Origin of the sequence: Nonomuraea sp. NPDC049637, assembly GCF_040675235.1 — a bacterium.
In the GTDB taxonomy this organism is placed as follows: domain Bacteria; phylum Actinomycetota; class Actinomycetes; order Streptosporangiales; family Streptosporangiaceae; genus Nonomuraea.
Genome location: NZ_JBFAOM010000019.1, coordinates 35,958 through 56,362 on the forward strand (window position 1 = coordinate 35,958; position 20,405 = coordinate 56,362).

At 72.0% G+C, this 20,405-nt stretch carries 19 protein-coding genes; 6 read left to right on the top strand and 13 right to left on the bottom strand.

Features of this window, described 5'->3' with window-relative positions:
- Nucleotides 1-72: 72 nt before the first annotated feature.
- From AB0J71_RS25410 to sppA, 3 genes are all read left to right on the top strand, one after another.
- On the top strand, nt 73-1,446 hold the full coding sequence (locus tag AB0J71_RS25410) for a S8 family serine peptidase (protein WP_364416340.1): 1,374 nt from the start codon (nt 73-75) through the stop codon (nt 1,444-1,446).
- Nucleotides 1,447-1,614: 168 nt separating this feature from the next.
- Nucleotides 1,615-2,964 (top strand): S8 family serine peptidase, encoded by a 1,350-nt coding sequence (locus tag AB0J71_RS25415; RefSeq protein WP_364416441.1) that lies wholly within the window; start codon nt 1,615-1,617, stop codon nt 2,962-2,964.
- Between the two features lie 97 nt (nt 2,965-3,061).
- Nucleotides 3,062-4,759, top strand: a complete 1,698-nt coding sequence (gene sppA / locus AB0J71_RS25420; protein WP_364416342.1) for a signal peptide peptidase SppA — start codon at nt 3,062-3,064, stop codon at nt 4,757-4,759.
- 57 nt (nt 4,760-4,816) lie between these two features.
- On the opposite strand, the gene AB0J71_RS25425 is transcribed toward sppA, so the two are convergent.
- From AB0J71_RS25425 to AB0J71_RS25450, 6 genes are read right to left on the bottom strand one after another with little or no spacing between them, the layout of a single operon-like run.
- Entirely contained in the window at nt 4,817-5,407 is a 591-nt protein-coding gene (locus AB0J71_RS25425; protein WP_352322045.1) for an NAD(P)H-dependent oxidoreductase, read from the bottom strand.
- Nucleotides 5,408-5,890 carry a flavin reductase family protein gene (locus tag AB0J71_RS25430; RefSeq protein WP_364416344.1) on the bottom strand — a complete coding sequence of 161 codons (483 nt, stop codon included), beginning with the start codon at nt 5,888-5,890 and terminating at the stop codon, nt 5,408-5,410.
- Between the two features lie 37 nt (nt 5,891-5,927).
- Nucleotides 5,928-6,854: an ABC transporter substrate-binding protein gene (locus AB0J71_RS25435; protein WP_364416346.1), complete on the bottom strand. Its 927-nt coding sequence runs from the start codon at nt 6,852-6,854 to the stop codon at nt 5,928-5,930.
- 40 nt (nt 6,855-6,894) lie between these two features.
- Nucleotides 6,895-7,587: an ABC transporter permease subunit gene (locus AB0J71_RS25440; RefSeq protein ID WP_352322040.1), complete on the bottom strand. Its 693-nt coding sequence runs from the start codon at nt 7,585-7,587 to the stop codon at nt 6,895-6,897.
- Nucleotides 7,584-8,261, bottom strand: a complete 678-nt coding sequence (locus AB0J71_RS25445; RefSeq protein WP_352322038.1) for an ABC transporter permease subunit — start codon at nt 8,259-8,261, stop codon at nt 7,584-7,586. The genes AB0J71_RS25440 and AB0J71_RS25445 overlap by 4 nt, the downstream gene beginning before the upstream one ends.
- Nucleotides 8,254-9,306, bottom strand: coding sequence for an ABC transporter ATP-binding protein (locus AB0J71_RS25450; RefSeq protein ID WP_352322036.1), 1,053 nt, complete (start codon nt 9,304-9,306; stop codon nt 8,254-8,256). Before AB0J71_RS25450 ends, AB0J71_RS25445 begins: the two co-directional genes overlap by 8 nt.
- Nucleotides 9,307-9,569: 263 nt before the next feature.
- Here AB0J71_RS25450 and AB0J71_RS25455 point away from each other — a divergent pair, with 263 nt between their 5' ends.
- Entirely contained in the window at nt 9,570-11,369 is a 1,800-nt protein-coding gene (locus AB0J71_RS25455) for a sigma factor-like helix-turn-helix DNA-binding protein (RefSeq protein ID WP_364416348.1), read from the top strand.
- Nucleotides 11,370-11,373: 4 nt separating this feature from the next.
- Here the strand turns inward: AB0J71_RS25455 and AB0J71_RS25460 are convergent, their stop codons facing one another.
- The 7 genes from AB0J71_RS25460 to AB0J71_RS25490 are packed head-to-tail and all read right to left on the bottom strand — an operon-like array spanning nt 11,374 to nt 18,465.
- On the bottom strand, nt 11,374-12,099 hold the full coding sequence (locus AB0J71_RS25460; RefSeq protein WP_352322032.1) for a DUF981 family protein: 726 nt from the start codon (nt 12,097-12,099) through the stop codon (nt 11,374-11,376).
- A 41-nt stretch (nt 12,100-12,140) separates the two neighbouring features.
- Nucleotides 12,141-13,307 (bottom strand): lipid-transfer protein, encoded by a 1,167-nt coding sequence (locus tag AB0J71_RS25465; protein WP_352322030.1) that lies wholly within the window; start codon nt 13,305-13,307, stop codon nt 12,141-12,143.
- Nucleotides 13,304-13,702: a MaoC/PaaZ C-terminal domain-containing protein gene (locus AB0J71_RS25470; RefSeq protein WP_364416350.1), complete on the bottom strand. Its 399-nt coding sequence runs from the start codon at nt 13,700-13,702 to the stop codon at nt 13,304-13,306. Before AB0J71_RS25470 ends, AB0J71_RS25465 begins: the two co-directional genes overlap by 4 nt.
- Nucleotides 13,699-14,697, bottom strand: a complete 999-nt coding sequence (locus tag AB0J71_RS25475) for a bifunctional MaoC family dehydratase N-terminal/OB-fold nucleic acid binding domain-containing protein (protein WP_352322027.1) — start codon at nt 14,695-14,697, stop codon at nt 13,699-13,701. Before AB0J71_RS25475 ends, AB0J71_RS25470 begins: the two co-directional genes overlap by 4 nt.
- Nucleotides 14,694-15,848 (bottom strand): acyl-CoA dehydrogenase family protein, encoded by a 1,155-nt coding sequence (locus AB0J71_RS25480; protein WP_352322025.1) that lies wholly within the window; start codon nt 15,846-15,848, stop codon nt 14,694-14,696. Before AB0J71_RS25480 ends, AB0J71_RS25475 begins: the two co-directional genes overlap by 4 nt.
- Complete coding sequence (locus tag AB0J71_RS25485; protein ID WP_352322023.1) at nt 15,848-16,861, bottom strand: acyl-CoA dehydrogenase family protein; 1,014 nt, start codon at nt 16,859-16,861, stop codon at nt 15,848-15,850. The genes AB0J71_RS25480 and AB0J71_RS25485 overlap by 1 nt, the downstream gene beginning before the upstream one ends.
- Nucleotides 16,861-18,465: an AMP-binding protein gene (locus tag AB0J71_RS25490; protein WP_364416352.1), complete on the bottom strand. Its 1,605-nt coding sequence runs from the start codon at nt 18,463-18,465 to the stop codon at nt 16,861-16,863. Before AB0J71_RS25490 ends, AB0J71_RS25485 begins: the two co-directional genes overlap by 1 nt.
- A 187-nt stretch (nt 18,466-18,652) precedes the next feature.
- On the opposite strand from AB0J71_RS25490, the gene AB0J71_RS25495 reads away from it, so the two are divergent.
- Nucleotides 18,653-19,303: a TetR family transcriptional regulator gene (locus tag AB0J71_RS25495; protein WP_352322019.1), complete on the top strand. Its 651-nt coding sequence runs from the start codon at nt 18,653-18,655 to the stop codon at nt 19,301-19,303.
- A gap of 66 nt (nt 19,304-19,369) precedes the next feature.
- A complete protein-coding gene (locus AB0J71_RS25500; RefSeq protein ID WP_352322017.1) occupies nt 19,370-20,374 on the top strand; it encodes a sigma-70 family RNA polymerase sigma factor in 1,005 nt (334 codons plus the stop codon).
- Nucleotides 20,375-20,405 lie beyond the last annotated feature (31 nt).

Consider the following 20,405-nt stretch of genomic DNA (forward strand, 5'->3'; position numbering starts at 1 on the left):
TCACCGACATCACACTTGTCACACCAGGGGATGGACACCTCACACCGGACGGTCTGACCCTCGGAGGACTAAGTGAGGCTACGGTCCCTGCTCGCCGGCGCTGCCGCGCTGGCCACGACATCCGCCGTGCTCTGCGCGGCGCCACCGCTGAGCGCCGACGCGCGCGACACCGGCGACCCGGTCATCAGCCCCGCCCTCGTCGCGGAGGTCCAGGCCAAGAGCAAGGTCCGGTCGATCATCCAGCTCAAGCCGGGGCAGAACGTGCAGGCCGTGGCCAAGGACCTCGAACAGGCCTCCGAGGGCAGCCGGGTGCTGGAGGGGGCGCAGTCGTCCCACTTCTTCGTCGCCGAGCTGGACGGCAAGACGCTGGCCCAGCTCAGGAAGGACGACCGCGTCCAGGCGGTCTACAAGGACGAGCTGCGCCCGGCCGTCCTGGACACGAGCACCCGGATCATCGGCTCCGACCGGGCCAACGCGGCCGGCTGGACGGGCCGGGGCTTCACGGTGGCCGTCCTGGACACGGGCATCGACCGCGACCACCCCTTCTTCGCCGGCCGGATCGTGGACGAGGCGTGCTTCTCCTCCTCCGACGCCAGCGACGGCTCGGTCTCGCTCTGCCCGAACAACCAGCCGAGCCAGACCGGCCCGGGGTCCGCGGACGCCGAGACCGCCCAGTGCGTCGTGAACGGGGTCAACGCCTGCTCGCACGGCACGCACGTCGCGGGCATCGCCGCGGGCCGGATGACGACGGGCGCGCCCTCCAACGGCGTCGCGCCCGCCGCCGGCATCCTGCCGATCCAGGTGTTCAGCCGCATCGACAGCGCGATGACGTGCGCGGTCATCGGCACCCAGGCGCCCTGCTTCCTCAGCTACACCTCCGACCAGAAGCTGGCGCTGGAGTACGTCGCGCGGGTGGCCGCGGCCCAGCACGTCGCCGCGGCGAACCTGAGCCTGGGCGGCGGCGGGCCGTACCGGGAGAACTGCGACTCCGATCCGAGCGCCGCGGGACTCAAGCCGGACTTCGACACGCTGATCTCCTTCGGGGTCGCGCCCGTGGTCGCGGCCGGCAACAACGGCTTCCCCGACGGCGTCGCGGCGCCGGCCTGCATCTCCTCCGCCGTCGCGGTGGGCGCCACCGACGACCGGGACGCGGTGGCCGGCTTCTCCAACCGCGGCCCGCTGCTCGACCTGCTCGCGCCCGGCGTGGGCATCAGGTCGTCGGTGCCGGACGACACCTACGCCGACAAGAGCGGCACGTCGATGGCCGCGCCGCACGTGGCGGGGGCGTTCGCGCTCATGCGGCAGGCGCACCCGGACTTCACGGTGGCGCAGAACCTGCAGCGGCTGCAGGCCACGGGGCGCGGCATCGGCTACGGCTCCGGCGGCGCCCAGGTGCGCACGGCCCGCATCGACGTGTTCGGCGCCACGGCCCAGAGCACTCCCTGAGCCTGGGAGCAGCGTCAAGGAGAGGGCCGGACCCGACGATCCGGCCCTTTCGCGTACCAGGACAAGAAGCGATAACAGAACACAAGCGTCCCTCTGACATCTCTTGTCCAATATCTACACTTCTTTACACAAACGCCCCCCGACCCCCCGGAGGATCAGTTGAGACTCATGTCTCTGCTGGCCGGTGCGATCACCCTCGCCGCCACCGCTGCGTCGCTGGTCGCCACCCCCGCCCTGGCCGACCCCGAGTCCAAGATCGACCCGGCCGTCACCTCGACGGGTGAGCACCGCGTCATCGTCCGCGTCCGCCAGCCCGCCCAGGTGCAGTCGGCCCTGGCCGGCGCGGAAGGGGTCAGGCAGGACAGGCGGAACGTCGTGGCCACGCCGCCCGCCGAACTGGCCGGCAAGCTCGACTTCTTCGTCTACCGCGGCACCCGCGCCGAGCTGGAGAAGGTCGCCGAGCAGGCGGACGTCGTCTCGATCCGCAAGGACCGGCTCAACGAGCCCTCGCTGGCGCAGAGCGTGCCACTGATCGGCGCCGACCGGGCGCACCGGCAGGGCTTCACCGGCAAGGGCACCGCCGTCGCGATCATCGACTCCGGCATCGACAACGACCACCCGGCCTTCGGCCGCAGGATCGCGGCGCAGGCGTGCTTCTCCGCCACCGACCCGGCCGACGGCTCGACGCCGCTGTGCCCCAACGGCAGCCAGTTCCAGATCGGCGACGGCGCGGCCAGCTCCGAGACCGAGGCGTGCCTGCGCAACGCCCCCAGGCCCGAGTACGGCCTGTGCTACCACGGCACCCACGTCGCGGGCATCACCGCGGGCCAGGCCACCAAGGAGTTCCCGAACCCCGGCGTCGCCCCCAAGGCCAAGATCATCGCTATCCAGGTCTTCAGCCGCTTCGACAACTCCCCCTACTGCGGCGCCGCGGCGTCCTGCGTGCTCGCCTACGACTCCTCGGTCCTGACCGGCATGGCGTACGCGAACGTGCTGGCCGACCAGTACGACATCGCCGCGGTCAACCTGAGCCTGGGCGGCGGCAGGTACGACACCTCCTGCGACGAGGGCGAGGGCGCCGACTTCAAGGCCGAGGTGGACCAGCTCCAGGCCAAGGGCGTGGCCACCGTCGTGGCCGCGGGCAACAACGGCTTCGACGCCGCCGTCTCCTGGCCCGCCTGCGTCTCCAACGTCGTGACCGTGGGCGCCACCGACAAGCAGGACGCCGTGGCCTCCTTCTCCAACCGGGGCGCCCTGCTCGACCTGTTCGCGCCCGGCGTCTCGATCACCGCCGCCATCAGCGGCAACGCCTATGCCACGCTGAACGGGACCTCGATGGCCGCCCCGCACGTCACCGGCTCGTTCGCGCTGCTGCGGCAGAAGCGCGCGCACGCCACCCCCGACCAGCTCCTCGACGCCCTGAAGCGCACCGGCAAGCCCATCGCGTACGCCAGCGCGGGCACCCAGGTCACCACCCCCCGCATCAACGTCTACGCCGCCCTGCACACCCGCCGCTGACCCGGCCCCGGCCCAGCTTCCAGGCGGAGCCCCTACCCGGGCGGCCGCCTGGAGCTCTTCCGGGCCCGACACGAAATGTGTCGCTTAGGGTGGCTATATGGACGCAGGCAGGGCGATCTTCGAAACCGTCGACAAGCTTCGCCAGCGGCGCACCGGCCCGCTGGTCCTGGAGCTCGATCTCACCGAGGGCCTCACGGAAGGACCGCCGTCCGACCCGGTCGCCGCGGTGTTGTCCATGCGCAAGACCCGTCTGTCGGACGTGCTGTCCGGCCTCCGGCGGGCCGCCCGGGACTCCCGGGTCAAGGCGCTGGTGGTCAAGCTCGGCGGCAACCCCATGGGCCTGGCCATGGTCCAGGAGCTGCGCGAGGCCGTCACCCGCTTCCGCGCCTCCGGCAAGCTGACCGTGGCCTACGCCGAGACGTTCGGCGAGTTCAGCGGCGGCACGGTGCCCTACTACCTGGCCACCGCGTTCGAGCGGGTCTACCTCCAGCCCAGCGGCGACGTCGGGCTCACGGGGGTGGCGATGGAGCAGCGGTTCCTCAAGGGCGCGCTGACCAAGCTGGGCGTGCAGGTCGAGGCCGGGCAGCGGCACGAGTACAAGACCGCGGTCAACACCTTCACCCAGGACCACATGACCGAGCCCCACCGCGAGTCGATGACCCGCATCGTGGAGTCGGTCGCCGAGCAGCTCGTCCACGGCATCGCCGAGGGCCGCAGGCTCGACCCCGCCAAGGTGCGCGAGCTGATCGACCGCGGCCCCTTCACCGCCTCCGAGGCGCAGGAGACCGGTCTGGTGGACGCCCTCGCCTACCGCGACGAGGTCTACGACGAGGTCAGACGGGCCACGGGCGGCGAGGCCCACCTGCTGTTCGTCTCCCGGTACGCCAGGAGCGCGGCGGTGCGGAAGCTGCCGCATCCCATGGCCGACGGCATCGCGCTCGTGCACGGCAGCGGGCAGATCAGGAGCGGCCGCAGCGGACGCAGCCCGCTCGGCGGCGGCGGCGCGATGGGCTCCGACACGATCAGCGCGGCGCTGCGCGCGGCCCGCCGGGACGAGCACGTCAAGGCCGTGGTCTTCCGCGTGGACAGCCCCGGCGGCTCGTACGTGGCCTCCGACACGGTGTGGCGGGAGGTGACGCTGACCCGCCGGGTGAAGCCGGTGATCGTCTCCATGGGCGACCTGGCCGCGTCCGGCGGATACTTCGTGTCCATGGGCGCCGACGTGATCGTGGCCCAGCCCGGCACCCTGACCGGCTCGATCGGCGTTTATGGCGGCAAGCCCGTCATGACTGACTTGCTCCAAAAAATCGGGATAAATACTGAACTGGTCGCCGACGGGGTGAACGCCGGCATGTTCTCCACCGCCCGCGGCTTCTCCCCCGAGCAGTGGGACCGGGTGAACGGCTGGCTCGACCGCATCTACGACGACTTCGTGGGCAAGGTCGCCCAGAGCCGCGACCTCACCCGCGAGCGCGTCCACGAGCTGGCCAGAGGCCGGGTGTGGACCGGCGCGGACGCCCACGCCAACGGCCTGGTCGACGAGCTGGGCGGTCTGGAGCACGCCCTCGGCCTGGCCCGCGAGCGCGCCCGGCTGGCCGACGACGCCCCCGTGCGCGTCTATCCCAGGCTCAACCCGCTGGAGCGCCTGCGCGGCCCGGAGTCCAGCGAGGACAAGTCCGCCGCCCTGGCCAGGATGCGGCTCGACGCCTGGGGGCCGCTGGCCCGCCTGTCGGCCGAGCTGGGCCTGCCCGCCGCCGGTCCGCTCTCTCTGCCCGGTTGGTACATCATCAGGTAGTTCGATCTTGTACGCTCGCCCGTGCCGGCAAGGCCGTCACCCGGATCAGGCCGGCCTTCAGCCCGGTGCGGGGTCCGACGCCCGGCTGGCACGACGAGCGGCTCCGGGGCCGAAGAAGGCCGCGGCCCGCTCCAGGGCGCCGGTGTCGCGCAGGATGTCGCCGGGGCGGTTGGCGTAGCCGACGAGCGCGCCGCCCCACGACCCGAAGTACTCGGCCGACAGGCGCAGCGTGCCGATCAGCGGATCGGCCACCGACTCGTCCTCCTCGCTGATCGTGGTGACCGCCCAGACGGTCTTGCCCGCCATGCGCGCCCTGAAGTCGTAACCGGGGACGCGCATCCAGGCCGACCAGTGGTCCAGGTACAGCTTGGTGGTGGCCGAGACGCTGTACCAGTAGAGCGGGGAGACGATCACCAGGTCGGTGGCGTCGAGGGTGGCCTCGGCGAGCAGTTTCGCCGCGCCCTCGGGCACGGGGTAGAGGCCGTCGCCGGTGTGGCGGATGTCCTGGAAGGGCGGCAGCGGGTGGTCGTCGAGGCGCAGCCAGCGTTGCCCGACGTCCGGCGGGAGCGCGGCGGCGGCGTGCCTGGCCAGGGTCTCGGTGTTGCCGTCACGGCGGTTGCCGCCCAGGAGGAAGAGGAAACTGCGCATTCAGCATCCCATCGGCCGGTAGCGGGCGCGCAGCCGTACCAGCGGCTGGAGCGCGGGGGTGACATAGGGGACGGCGAGCACCTGGGCGACGAAGAGCGTGTGGTCGCCGGCCGGGACGACCTGGGTCGTCTCGGCCTCCAGGGCCGCCACACCGCCCTCGACCACCAGCGCCTCGGTCTGCGCCCCCCGGTGGTGGGGGGTGCCCGCCAGCAGCAGGCGGGCGCTGGGACGGCCGGCGGTGGCGAAGCGGCTGGCGATCGCGGCCTGGCCGGAGGACAGCAGCGAGGCCGCCCACCGGTCCTGCCGGAGCAGCACCTCGCAGAGGTAGCCGCGGGAGGCCAGGCTGATCAGCACGAGCGGCGGCTCGGCCGAGACGGACGTCAGCGCCGACACGGTCACGCCCAGGTCGTCACGCCCGTCCCGGACGGTGATCACCGCGACGCCCGCGGCCAGTTGCGCCATCGCCTCCGTGAACTCGCTCACAGCGGAGACCTCCGGCCGGAGGCCCCCGCCGCGGGCGTCAGGCGAGGCCGTTGGAGGTCAGCCATTCCTTGGCCACCGTGGCGGGCTCGTCCTTGTTGACGGAGATCTTCTGCATCATGTCGAGCAGGGACTGGGTGCTCAGCTTGGCCGAGATGCCGTTGAGCGTGGTGCGGATCGTGTCGTTCGCGCCGGCCTTGAACAGCAGCGGCGTGACGTTCTGGGCGGGGAAGATGTTCTTGGTGTCCTGGAGCGGCACCAGGTTGTTGGCCAGCATCTTGGGGTCCGTGGTGAACACGTTGCCGACCTGGATCGAGCCGTCCTTCAGGGCGTCGGCCGTGGCCGGGCCCTTCGGCTCCCACTGCTTGAACTCCAGCCCGTAGACCTCCTTGAAGCGCGCCTCCCACCGCTTCTTGAACTCGGGCGGGCCGCCGACGACCATGTTCTTGGAGACCTTGGCCAGGTCCTCGATCGTGTTCAGCGACTGCTTGGTCTGGGTGTCCTTGGTGACCGAGAGGCTGTCCTTGTCCTCGGCGGGCGAGGAGTCGAGCACTTCGAGCTCGGCCGGGAGCTTCTCCTTCAGCGCGGCGTTGACCTCGTCGGTCGTCGAGGCGGTGTTCTTCAGGTCGACGAAGGCCAGCAGGTTGCCGTTGTACTCCGGAACGATGGTCAGGCCGCCGTTCTTGACCTGGTCGTAGACCGCCTCGCGGCTGCCGATGCGCGGCTTCTCCTCGACCTGCACGCCCTTGGCCTCAAGGGCCTGGGCGTAGATCGACGCGAGCAGCACGCTCTCGTCGAAGTCGAAGGAGCCGATGACGGCCTTGCCCCCGGCCGCCGCGGCCGACCCGCTGGGCGCCGCGCTCGTGGTGTCGAGCGGGTTGCCCCCACCGCCGCTCCCGCCACCGCAGGCGGCCAGCGCCAGCGTCGCCGACACGAGCACCGCCGCGGTGCCGATCATGCGTCTCATCTCTGAATTTCCCTTCTAAAGCGGCAGGTAATACCGGAGACTATCGAACCTTCAGTCTCTGGCTCACCCCCGGCGAAACGGTCACCCTCTGGATGAGGGCGAACACGATCTGCACGACAAGCGCGAACAGCACAATCAGTACTGAACCCCCCACAACGCTCGCATAATCCTTGGTGGCGAAACCGTCGATCACGAACCGGCCGAGCCCGCCGAGCCCCGTGTACGCCGCGACCGTCGTGGTGGAGACCACCTGGATCGCCGACAGCCTGAGCCCCAGCAGGATCAGCGGCAGCGCCACCGGGACCAGCACCCGGCCGAGCACCTGCCCGCCGCGCAGCCCCATCCCGTACGCCGCGTCGCGCAGCTCCGGATCGACGCCCTTGATGCCCTCGTAGGTGTTGACCAGGATCGGCGGCACCGACAGCAGCACCAGCGGGATGATCACCGGCCAGATCGAGGACGTGCCGAGCAGCAGCACGAACAGCACCAGCAGGCCGAGCGTCGGCAGCGCCCTGGCCAGGTTCGCCGAGATGACGACCACGACCTCGCCCCTGCCGGTGTGGCCGATGGCCAGCCCCAGCGGCACCGCGATCAGCATCGCCAGCACCAGCGCCAGGGCCGAGAACTCCAGGTGCTCCAGCAGCCGCGCCGGGATGCCGTCGGGGCCGGCCCAGTTCGCCCCGGTGCCGAAGAAGTCGGCCAGCCAGCCGAAGAACGAGCTCAACCAGCTCACGACGTCCCCTTCCGCGCGCGCACCCAGGGGGTGAGCAGGCGCTGGGCCAGGACCAGCAGGCCGTCGGCGACCAGCGCCAGCGCGACGATCAGCACGATGCCGGTGACCACCGGCGGCATGAACGGGTTCTGGTAGGCCCGGGTGAACAGCCCGCCGAGCCCGCCCTGGCCGATCAGCGCGCCCACGCTGACCAGGCTGATGCTGGAGACCGCGACCACGCGCAGCCCGGCCAGCACCACCGGCGTGGCGATGGGCAGCTCGACCTGCAGCAGGCGGCGCATGGGCGTGAAGCCCATCGCGACGGCCGACTGGCGCACGTGGTCGGGCACCGAGTTCAGCCCGTCGACCACGGCCGGGATGAGCACGGCCATGCCGTAGAAGGTCAGCGGGATGATCACGGTGGTCTGCGACAGCCCGGTGACCGAGATCAGCAACATGAACACCGGCAGCGACGGCAGCGCGTAGACGACGTTCATCAGGCCCGAGGTGGGCTGGTAGAGCCACCGCCAGCGCACGCAGGCCAGCCCGAGCGGCAACGCCAGCACCAGCGCGGCCAGGATCGGCACCAGGGACATGGTCAGGTGGTCGGTCAGCAGGTTCCTGATGCTGTCGGCGCGGCCGGTGTCCCAGTTGCGCGCGATCCACTCCCAGATGCTGGGCGGACCCTCACGCATCGGCGGCCTCCGCCAGCGCCTCGTCCAGGGCCTCCCTGGTCGCCACGCCGACGACCCTGCCGTCCTCGTCCACGGCGACCGAGCAGCCGGAGGGCGACAGCAGCGCGGCGTCCAGGGCCGAGCGCATCGAGTCTCGGCCGAGCACGAACGTCCCGTACGGCTCCAGCTCGTCGGGCCGCGACCCGGCGAACCAGCCCAGGGGCCTGTTGTCGTCGGTCACGACCAGCAACCACGGCTCGTCGCTCGCAGCCCGTTCGCGCACGGTCAGGTCGGTACGCAGCCGCAGCCCCTTCGTGGAGATGAACTGCAGCCGCCGGATCCCCCGGTCGTGGCCCAGGAACTCGCGGACGAAGTCGTCGGCCGGCTCCGACAGCAGCGTCTTGGGGTCGGCGAGCTGGGCCAGCCGTCCGCCCACGCGCAGCACGGCCACCCGGTCGCCGAGCTTGATCGCCTCGTCGATGTCGTGGGTGACGAACACGATGGTCTTGTTCAGCTCCGCCTGCAGCCGCAGCAGCTCGTCCTGGAGGCTGGTGCGGACGATCGGGTCGACCGCGCTGAACGGCTCGTCCATGAGCAGCACGGGCGGATCGGCGGCCAGCGCCCTGGCCACGCCCACGCGCTGCTGCTGCCCGCCGGAGAGCTGGAAGGGATAGCGGCCGGCGAAGGCCGGGTCCAGGCCGACGCGTTCGAGCAGCTCCATGGCCCGCGCGCGGGCCTTCTTCCTGTCCCAGCCCAGCAGGTACGGGACCGTCGCGATGTTGTCGACGATCTTCCGGTGCGGGAAGAGGCCGGCCTGCTGGATGACGTACCCGATGCCGCGGCGCAGCGTGGGCGGGTCGATGCCGCTCACGGGCACCCCGTCGAGGAGGATCTGTCCCTCGGAAGCGTCGATCATGCGATTGATCATCCGGAGGGACGTCGTCTTCCCGCAGCCCGAGGGGCCCACCAGCACGGTGATCTCGCCGGTGGGCGCCTCAAGGGAGAGGGCGTCCACGGCGGTGGTGCCGTCTGGATAGCGTTTGGTGACAGCGTCGAATGTGATCACGCGTGACCTCTCGCTCGATGGCAGGGCCGCGGCCCCCCTGCCACGACCGCCGCATGATCTCGGTGGCCCACAAGACTACGGCGACCCTCACCCCTGTGTCCCCACGGGGATCGGCTTAAACGTTTCACTGACCAGGGAGATTTACCGGAATTTCCGATCAAGTGGTGCGCCGGGCCTGGGTGAGTTGGCATGATTACCTCCACAAACTCCAGACGCGTACCCCTCACCTCAGCGTCCGCACATTTAGCAAGAGGATCGGCCCCGTGTCCCAGCCGCTCACCGGTCAGCGCCCCCACACAGAACTGATCGCAGAGCTCTACGACCGCCATGCCGCCGGGCTGTTCGCGTACTGCGCCGACCAGCTCGGCGATCCGGGCACCGCGTCCGACGTCCTGGCGTCCGTGCTGTCCGGCGTCCCCGACGTCGCCCCGCCCCGTGCCGCCCTGTACGCCTACGCCCGCCGCCAGATCCGCCGGCGGGACGTCGTCTACGCCCCGCCCGTCGTGGACCCGCTCATCGACCCGGCCTCGGCGCTGGTCGAGCGCGTGCTGCGCGAGCTTCGCCCGCAGCAGCGCGAGGTGCTGGTGCTGTGCGCGGTGTGCGGGCTGAGCCGGGCCGAGCTGGCCTGGGTGCTCGACGTCGCCCCCGACACCGCCGACGAGCTCGCCTTCGGCGCGGGCCACCGGTTCCGCGAGGTCCTGGACATGGCCCTGACCGCGCTGGCCGGCGGGCGGGTGCCGAAGCCGGTCGCCGACGTGTACGGCGCGCTCGCGGTCGCGCCGCTGCGGGACGTCCTGGGACGTCTGCCCTGGCCGGAGCCGCCCGCGGTCCTGCGGGTGCACGTCGCGGGGTCGGTGCCGGCCGAGCCCGCGCCGCTGTTCGTCAAGCCGCTCTGGCCGGCGCCGCCGCAGTGGCCGCTGCCGCTCGCCGAGGCCGACCCGGCGACCAGCACCGGGATCTTCCCGGCGGACCTGCTCACGCCGCCGCCCGCCGGACGGCCGTCCGTGCACGAGGCGACGACCGCGCCGATGCCCAAGCTGCGCGACCCGCTCGGGGCGCTGGACTCGATGGGGCCGCTGCGGGACCCGGCCGCGCGGGCGGCGGCCGTACGACCGTTCCTGCCCAAGCCGCCGCAGCCCCCCGCGCCCCCGCAGCCCTCCGAGCCCCCGCAGCCTGAGTCCGTACGGCCGTTCAGCACGGGTGACTTCACCGCGCCGCCCGCCGCTGCGGCCGAGGGCCGGCCGGCGGGGGCCGCCGTTCCCCCGGCCGGGGAGCGGCCCTTCTTCCTGGCCGCGCCCATCCCCGCGGACGTGCTGGACGACGAGCCCATCACCCAGGAGATGCCCGCGATCAGGGACGTCCCGGCGCGTCCGGAGCCGGCCCCCGCTCCCCGGCGTCCCCTGGCGGCGGAGCAGCCGGCCAAGGAGGCGGCGCCGCTGTTCACCCCGAGGTCCCGGGCCGCCGCCGAACCGGTCTACCGCATGCCCGCCCCCGAGCCACCCCACGCCCCGGCCTCATCCGCCCCGGCCACACCCGCCCCGGCCCTGTCGGATCCGGTCCCGCCCGCCTCGGCCCTGTCCGACCCGGCCCTGTCCGACCCGGCTCTGTCGGAGGCGGCTCTGTCGGAGGCGGCTCGGTCCGATGCGGCTCGGTCCGATGCGGCTCGGTCCGATGCGGCTCGGTCCGATGCGGCTCGGTCCGATGCGGCTCGGTCCGATGCGGCAGGGTCCGGGCGCAGCCGCGCGGCGGACTTCGCCTTCGAGCTCGCCCGCGAGCTGGAGGCTGACCGGGCGCGCTACCCGGACCCCGCGCGCGACCTCCAGGAACCCTCCCGCCGCAAGCCCGGCGCAGAACCGGCCCGCTCGCCGGGGAGAGGCGGCGCCAAAACCGGCGGCCGCAAACAGCCGGCGGGCAAGAAGAAGGCCGCGGCCAGGAAGAAGAAGGCGCTCAAGCGGCGCAGGGAGCGGCACTACGACTGGGCCTGGGAGTTGATCGGGTTCCTGATCTGCGTGGCCATCGCGATGATCGTGTTCTTCTCCGTGCCGATGTTCATGGGCCCATGAGCGCCTACATGGTGTTGACGATCAGCCCGATGTGGGTGAAGTAGTTCAGCGCGCCGAACAGCAGGAACGCCGCCCCGGCGAGCCCCCAGCACACCCCGGTCACGGTCGTGACCGGGCCGCCCCTGGCCCGCAGCGCGAACGGGAACAGCACCGCCCCCACCCCGACCAGCACGTACAGGCCGGAGATGAAGGTGGCCTCCAGCAGCGGCTGGCCGGCGAAGGCCCCCGAGATCGGCTCCTGCGGCGGCGCGGCGAACAGCGTGTACGTCCACCCCGCCGCCGCGATGCCGAAGCAGGCCAGCCCCATGGCGAAGACGAACAGCGAGATCGGCCCGGCCGTGCGCGCCACCAGCTTGCGCCGGTCGGGCGCCACGGTGCTCAGGCCCCAGCGTTTCCACAGGTAGAGCGCGGCGGCCAGCAGCAGCACGCCGAACGCCAGCGAGGGCTCCCCGAAGATGATGTTGTCGAACGGGAAGCCCTGCCCGGCCAGCGGCCAGGTGAGCGTCATGTGCAACCCGGTGACCGCCAGGATCGTCCCGACCGCGCCGAACGCCAGCGCCCAGCCGTCCACGTGCTCCAGCGGGTCGCCCCTGAGCAGCCGGCGGCCGAAGGAGACCACGAGCAGCAACCCGACGCCGGCGGCGACCGCCATGATCGTGTTGTAGGTGGGCATCCTGGCCCAGTCGATCTTCAACTCCGGCTGTGCCAGGATCCCCCAGAATCCGCTCATGCAGTGACAATTACCCTGAGTGTCTTTTAGTTAACTAATCGTCACGACGCCGACAGGATCAGGCCGCTCGTCGGCACCCCGGTCCCCGCCGTGACCAGGACGTTCCGCACCCCGGCCACCTGGTTGGCGGCCGTCCCCCTGATCTGCCGGACGGCCTCGGCGATGCCGTTCATGCCGTGGATGTACGCCTCGCCCAGCTGGCCGCCGTGCGGGTTGACGGGCAGGCGGCCGCCCAGCTCGATGCCGCCGTCCCGCAGGTAGCCGGGGGCCTCGCCGCGTCCGCAGAAGCCCAGCTCCTCCAGCTGGGCCAGGACGAACGGGGTGAAGTGGTCGTACAGGATGGCCGTCTGGATGTCCGCCGGGGACAGCCCGGACATCTCCCACAGTTGCCGGCCGACGACGGACATCTCCGGCAGGCCGCTCATGTCGTCCCGGTAGTAGCTCGTCATCATCATCTGGCCCGCGCCCGCCCCCTGCGCCGCCGCCGTGATCACCGCGGGCGACCTGCGCAGGTCGTGCGCGCGTTCGGCGGACGTCACGACCAGGGCCACCGCGCCGTCGCTCTCCTGGCAGCAGTCGAGCAGGTGCAGCGGCTCCACGATCCACCGGGACGCCTGGTGCTCCGCCAGCGTGATCGGCCGCCCGTGGAACCAGGCGGCCGGGTTGGTGGCGGCGTGCCTGCGCATGGCCACCGCGACCCGCCCGAAGTCCTCCGACGTCGCCCCGAACTCGTGCATGTACCGCCGCGCGAACATGGCGACCCACGCGGCCGGGGTCATCAGCCCGTACGGCACGTGCCAGCTCATCTCCAGGCCCTGGGAGGTGGGCTCCCCGCTCAGCCGGGCGTTCGGCTGGCCGAAGCGGCGGCCCGAGCGCTCGTTGAAGGCGCGGTAGCAGACCACCGTCCTGGCCATGCCGGTGGCCACGGCCATCGCCGCGTGCGCGACCGTGCCGCAGGCCGCGCCGCCGCCGTACTCGACGCGGGAGAAGAAGGTGAGGTCGCCCACGCCGGTCTCCCGGGCGACGGCGATCTCCTGGTTGGAGTCCTGGGTGTAGGTGACCATGCCGTCCACGTCGGACGGCGGCACCCCGGCGTCGTCCAGGGCGGCGAGCACGGCCTCGGCGGCCAGCCGCAGCTCCGACCGGCCGGAGTCCTTGCTGAACTCGGTGGCCCCGATACCCGCGATCGCGGCCCGCCCGCCGGTCATCCCGCGCTCCCGGGCAGGACGAAGGTGACGGTGCCGGTGGCGTGGTCGCCCAGGCTCACCCTGCCGCGCACCTGCGCGGTGTACCGGTCGCCGTCGCGCTCGACGATCACGCCGCTGAACCTCAGCCGGTCCCCCGCGTACGCCGGGACGCCCAGTTTGACGTTGATGCCGGTGATGACCGCCTCCGGGCCCGTCCAGTCGGTGACATAACGTTCCACCAGGCCCATGGTGGTGAGGATGTTGAGGAAGATGTCCTTCGAGCCCTGGGCGCGGGCCTTGGCGGTGTCGTGGTGCACGGGGGTGAAGTCCCTGGTGGCCAGGGCGGTGGCGATCACCGTCGTGGGCGTCAGGTCCACCTCCAGCTCGGGCAGGGCCGTTCCGGCGGCGGGGGTCACGGCTCCTCCGGCGTCCACATCGGCAGGACGAGCTCGTCGTCCATCGACCGGTACGTCACCCGCAGGGCCATCCCGACCTCCACCTTCTCGACCGGGCAGTCCACGACGTTGCCCACGATCCGTACTCCTTCCGGCAGTTCCACCACGCCCACCACGAACGGGACCTCGCGCCCCGGCACCGGCGGATGGTGGTGGACGACGTAGCTGTAGAGGGTGCCGCGGCCGCTCACGACGACGTGCGACCGGTTCCCCGAGCGGCAGTTCGGGCACATCGGGCCGGGCGGATGGCGCAGCTCCCCGCAGTCCGCGCAGCTCTGGACGCGCAGCTCGCCGTGCCGCGCCCCCTCCCAGAAGAACGCGGTGTCCGCGTTGACCGCCGGCCGCAGCGGGTACGGCTCCCGCTCGCGCGGGGCGGGCGCCTTCGGGCGGAACTTCAGCACCCGGAAGAGCATCTCGGCGACCGGCTGATCGTCGTCGCCGTACCAGGTGACGTTCCAGGTGGCGAAGTAGCCCTCGCCCAGGGCGGTGCGCTTCGGCCCGGCCAGCGACGTGAAGCGGGTGGCGGGGGTCAGCAGCTCGCCGATCCGGGCGTACCGGTGGTAGGTCTGCTCGCAGTTGGTCGCGACGACCCCGGTGAAACCCGCGGCGTCGAGCGCGGCCAGCAGGTCGTCCACCGGCGAGCGGTCCCTGGCCTGCGAGCCCGGCCCCTGCATGGTCCACACCTGGGCCATCGCGGGCGGCGCCACGCCTTCCTCCAGGTAGCGCGGGTTGGCGTCGCCCATGGCCGCCAGCCAATGGCGGATCATGGGCGCGTTCACCGGGTCGGCGGCGGGGGCGCCGCGCAGCTCCCCCATCGCCGTCTGCTTGCCGGCCAGCTCGTGCAGCTCCGCGTCGGTCATCGCGGTGGTCGTCGTGTCAGTCGTCGCGGTGGTCGTCGTGCCGGTTGTCGCGGGGGTCGTCGCGGGGGTCGTCGCGGGGGTCGTCGTGTCGGTCATCGCGGCGGCCTCGGCAGGTTCAGGCCGAGCATCGCGATCAGCTCGCGCTGCACCTCGTTGACCCCGCCGCCGAACGTCAGCACCACCGCGCCCTTGACGCCGTGGTCCATGCGCTCGGCCAGCTCGGCCGTCTCCGGGTCGGCGGGGTCGCCGTACCGGGACACGACGTCGCAGACCAGCCGGCCGATCTCCTGCATGCGCTCGGAGCCGTAGATCTTGGTGGCCGAGGCGTCGGGCGCGCCCAGCCAGCCGAGGTCCATGTTCGCCGCCACCTGCCAGTTGAGCAGCTCGTTCGTACGGAAGGCGGCCCACACGCGGGCGAGGGCGCGGCGTACGTCCGGATGGTCGGTCAGCCCTGCGTGCCTGGCCCAGGCCAGGAAGCGGTCGTAGGTCTGGCCGAGGTTGCCGGCCGGGCCGAGGGTGACCCGTTCGTGGTTGAGCTGGTTGACGATCAGGTCCCAGCCCCGGTCCACCTCGCCCACCACCATGTCCACCGGGACGCGCACGTCGGAGTAGTAGGTGGAGTTCGTGTGGTGGCGGCCGTCCATGGTGACGATCGGCGTCCAGGAGAAGCCGGGGTCGTCGGTGGCGGCGATCATCATCGTGATGCCCTTGTGCTTCTTGGCCTCGGGGTTCGTCCGGGCGGCCAGCCAGATGTACTGGGCGTAGTGCGCGCCGCTGGTGAAGATCTTCTGGCCGTTGACGACGTAGTGGTCGCCGTCCAGAACCGCCGTGGTGCGCAGGGAGGCCAGGTCGGTGCCGGCCTCGGGCTCGCTGTAGCCGATCGCGAAGTGGCACTCGCCGGCCAGGATGCGCGGCAGGAACCGGTCCTTCTGCTCCTGGGTGCCGTACTGCATCAGGGTCGGGCCCACCGTCTGCACGGTGATGATGGGGTACGGCACGCCGGCGCGGGCGATCTCGTTGGCGAAGATCTGCTGCTCCAGGGGGCCGTACCCGCCCCCGCCGTACTCCTTGGGCCAGCCCAGCCCGAGCTTGCCGTCGCGGCCGAGCCGGCGGCAGTGCTCCATGTACGCCTCGCCGAACGGGTCGTCGGCGATCTTCGCGCGGTCCTCGGCGGTCAGGCAGCCGCGGAAGTACTCGCGCAGCTCGTCGCGGAGCGCGCGCTGCTCCCGGGTCAGGTCGATCAGCATCAGACGAGGGCTCCGATCAGGTCGAGCTGGGCGTCGGCGCCGCCGAGCAGGTGGGACAGGTGCTTGGCCTGCGCGAAGTGGCGGTGCAGCGGGTAGGTGACGTCGAGCCCGAGGCCGCCGTGCAGGTGCTGGCAGGTGTAGAGCGCCTTGACGGCCTCGCAGACGTGGAACGCGGCCAGCGCCACGTCCTCGTCGGCGGGCAGGCCCTCGGCCAGCCGCCACGCCGCCGACCACATGGCCACGTCGAGGGCCCGTCCGGCGATGTAGACGTCGGCGATCTGCATGGTCACGGCCTGGAACTCGGCCAGCGCCCGGCCGAACTGCCGTCTCGTCCTGATGTAGGCGGTGGTCAGGTCGAGCGCCCCGGCCAGGACGCCGCTCGCCTGCGCGGCGACGGCCACGGTGAACAGGCGTCCGGCGTCGGCGGCCGCCTCGGGGCCGGCCACCGCCTCGGCGGGCGTGCCGTCCAGCACGACCGTGGCGGCCGGTTCGCCGGTCGAGGTGAACTCGGGGCTCGCGGGCGGCGAGGCCACCAGGAACAGCCCCTCGTCCGCGGTGACCAGGACGTCGTCCGTCGGGTAGGGCACCGCGACCTTGCGCCCGGTCAGCGACCAGCCGTCGCCCTCGCGCCGGGCGGCCGTGGCGGGCGGATCGGCCGGCGCCCGGCCGGGCTCGCGCCGGGCCAGGGTGCCGCGCGTGACCCGCCGTCGCTGGTCCGGGCTGCCGTGCCGGGCCAGGGCCAGCGTGCTCACCAGGACGGGCAACGCCGGCACGGCCGCCGCCCGCGCGCCCACCTCGCGCAGCACCACGGCCATCTCGACCGGGCCGAGCCCCGCGCCGCCCGCCTCCTCGGCCGCGCACACGCCCATGAGCCCGGCCCGCCACAGCCCGTCCTCGGCCGCCGAACCGCCCGCACCCTGCTCGGCCGCGGGGCCGCCCTCTCCTTGCTTGGCCAGGACTTCGGCGGTCAGCTTCTTCAGGTCCTGCTGGGTCTCGTCCAGGTTGAAATCCATCAGCTCTCCAAGAGGTGGTGCCTGCCGTGCTCGACGAACTCGTCCTCGATCGCCTTGACGTCCACGCCGGTCAGGGGGCGCAATCCGGACGGCGAGCGCCACCAGACGGGGTCGCCGGTCCGCCACGCCTCCCTGGCCAGGATCCGCTTGATGACCTTGTGGGAGGGGGTCAGCGGAAGATCTCGACAAATCCGGATATAGCGGGGTAAGGACTTGAGGCCCAGGTCGGTGCGCCCGGCCAGGAACGCCGCGAACGCCTCCGCGTCGAAGGGGACGTCCATGACCAGCGCCGCCATCACCTGGTCGCCGGCCGCCGCGTCCGGCACCGGGTAGACGGCCGCCTCCACCACGCCGCCGAACTCCCGCAAGGCGGCCTCCACGGGGGCGACGGCCAGGTTCTCGCCGTCCACGCGCAGGCGTTCGGTGCCGCGTCCGGCGAAGAAGACGTGGCCGGCGGGGTCGGCGTAGGCCAGGTCGCCGGACCAGAACGCGCCGTTCCTGACGCGTTCGGCGTCGGCGTCCGGGTCGTTGTAGTAGCCCTCGAACAGGCCGGGGCCGGCGGTGTTGACCAGCTCGCCGACGGCCTCGTCCGGGTTGAGCAGGCGGCCGCCCTCGATGCGGGCGGGCGGGCACGGGCGGCCGGTGGCGGGGTCGAGGATCTGCACGCCCGCGCCCAGCCTGCCCAGGCTGCCGGGCGGGGCGCCGGGGTCCGGGCTGAAGGAGATGGCCGTCTCGGTGGAGCCGAACGCGTCGATCACCCGGCAGCCGAACCGCTCGCCGAACCGCCTGGTCGCGACCGCGCTGCCCTCGTTGCCGAAGGCGATCCTGAGGGGGTTGTCGGCGTCGTCCGGGCGTTCGGGGGTGGCCAGGACGTAGGAGAGGGCCTTGCCGACGTAGTGCAGGTAGGTGCAGCCGTGCCGCCGTACGTCCGGCAGCAGGCCGGAGGCCGAGAACCGCCTGCGCACGGCCAGCGCCGCCCCCGAGGCCACGGCCGGGGCGTAGGCGGCCATCAGCGCTCCCGAGTGGAACAGCGGCATCGAGCAGTAGACGACGTCTGCGGGCGTGAGCAGCGCGGCCAGGCTCAGCCCCGGCAGCGCCAGCTTGCGCTGCGTGATCCGGACGGCCCTGGGCCGCCCCGAGGTCCCCGACGTGAAGATCAGCATCACCAGGTCGCCGGGCGCGGCCGCACCGGCCCGCCCGCCGTCCTCCCCCAGGGACGACACCAGGGACAGCGGCATGCTCTCCACGCCCAGCGCCTCGGCGACCGTCGCGGCGGTGGCGGCGAAGGGGGCGTCCCAGAGCAGGAGGTCCACGTCGGTGGCGCGGGCGTCGCGGACCAGTTCCCCGGCCGGGCGCGTCGGATTCAGCGCGACCAGCACGTGCCCGTCGAGCGCCGCCCCGCCGAGCACGAGAAGCAACTCCGGGACGTTCTCCGCCAGCACGCCCACGTGCAGCCCCGTGCCGCGCCCGCTCAGCCAGGCCCCCGCCGCCCGGCAGCGGGCGACGTGCTCGCGCCACGACCACACCGCGTCCTCGAACATCAGCCCAGGTCGGTCGTCCCGCGCCCGGTCGAGGAGCAGGGCGGCCAGCGTCTGCGCGATCATCGAGCCTCCAGCAAGCGCTAGGTAAGCCGAATGGCAAACTAGAACAGATTCTAATATCTGTCCAGTACCGGCCCTCTTAGCAATGTTCCGACATAGTCCTGTAACGCCGTAGACATGGGCCGATACGGCCTGTTTGTGACTCGCGAGTAACAAGCCGCGTTGCCGAGAAATCAGATAACGTGTTCTTATGCGTACCTCGCCCGGGTCATTCTCCGCGCCCCCCAGCGACACCGAGGGGGCCGCCGAGGGCCGCGCCGCGGCGGGCGGTCGCAGCGTCCGCACCCGCAGCCAGCACCAACGCCGCAAGCGCATCGTCCAGGCCGCCGCCGCGCTGGCCTCGCGCGGCGGCGTCGAGGCGATGCAGATGCGCACGGTCGCCGAGCGCGCCGGCGTGGCGCTGGGCACGCTCTACCGCTACTTCCCCTCCAAGATGGACCTGGTCGTGGCGGTCGTGGGCGAGGAGATCGACCTGCTGGAGAGCAGCATCGAGCGCCGCCCGCCCGGGGCGTCCACGCCGGCCAGCCGGGCCGTCGACGTGCTCATGCGGGCCACCCGGGGGCTGATGCGCGAGCCGGAGCTGGCCGACGCGCTGATCCGGTCGTTGATCATGGCCGAGGTCCAGACACCGTTCGGCGACCGCATGACCGGGCTGCTGCTGCGGGTGTCCGCCGACGGGCTGACCGTCGACCAGGCCGGCGAGGAGCAGCTCGACCTCGCGGGCTCGCTGGCCAGCGTGTGGGTGCAGGAGCTGCTGGAGATGTTGCGCGGGCGGCGCACGTACGACCAGATCCAGCGGCGCATCGAGACCGCCGCGAACCGCCTCCTGGCCGACATTTAGCCCCTTCCGGACATCTCCGTCATGCCCTAATCGGCTTTTGTCGGTGGCGGAAGCTATACAGGGGGCATGAGCGACAAGCCGACGAGCGAAGACTTCCTCCGGCTGGCCGATCCGATGCGGCGCGAGCTGTTCGCACACTGCTACCGCATGCTGGGTTCGGTGCACGACGCCGAGGATCTCGTACAGGAGACCTATCTGCGGGCCTGGCGGGGCTACGACGGGTTCGAGGGGCGGTCGTCGCTGCGCACGTGGCTCTACCGCATCGCCACCACCGCCTGCCTGACCGCGCTCGACAGCCGCGGCCGGCGGCCCCTGCCCACCGGTCTCGGCGCCCCGAGCACCGAGCCGGCCGAGCCGCTGGTCCAGGACGGCGAGGTGCCCTGGCTGGAGCCGGTGCCCGACACGCTGGCCGGGGTCGAGGCGGCCGGCGACCCGGCCTCGATCGTGACCTCGCGCGAGAGCATCCGGCTCGCGCTCGTCGCCGCGCTCCAGCACCTGCCGCCCCGGCAGCGCGCCGTGCTGATCCTGCGCGACGTGCTCAGGTGGCGGGCGGCCGAGGTCGCCGAGGCGGTCGGCCTGTCCACGGCGGCCGTCAACAGCATCCTGCAGCGGGCCCGCGCGCAGCTCAGCGAGGTCTCGCCGAGCCTCGACGACCAGGTCGAGCCGCTCTCCGCCGAGCAGCGACACCTGCTCGACCGCTACGTCGCCGCCTTCGAGAACTACGACGTCGACGAGCTGGTCTCGCTGTTCACCAAAGACGCGATCTGGGAGATGCCCCCCTACGTGGGCTGGTACGAAGGCCCCGACGCGATCGGCGAGCTCGTCTCCACGCAGTGCCCCGCCAGCCGGCCGCACGACCTCAGGCTGCTGCCCGTGGCCGCCAACGGCCAGCCCGCGTTCGCCGTCTACTTCCGCGAGCACGACGTCTACCGCCGCTTCGCCATCATGGTCCTGACGTTGCGCGAAGAAGGCGTCAATCACGTCGCCATGTTCTTTGACCTGCGGCTTTTCGACACTTTCGGGCTGCGTGCCGAGTTCCCGGCCGGAAGCGAGGCTTCCACCAGAAAGTAGAACGCGTTACAGTCGCGGCCAGAGCAACGTT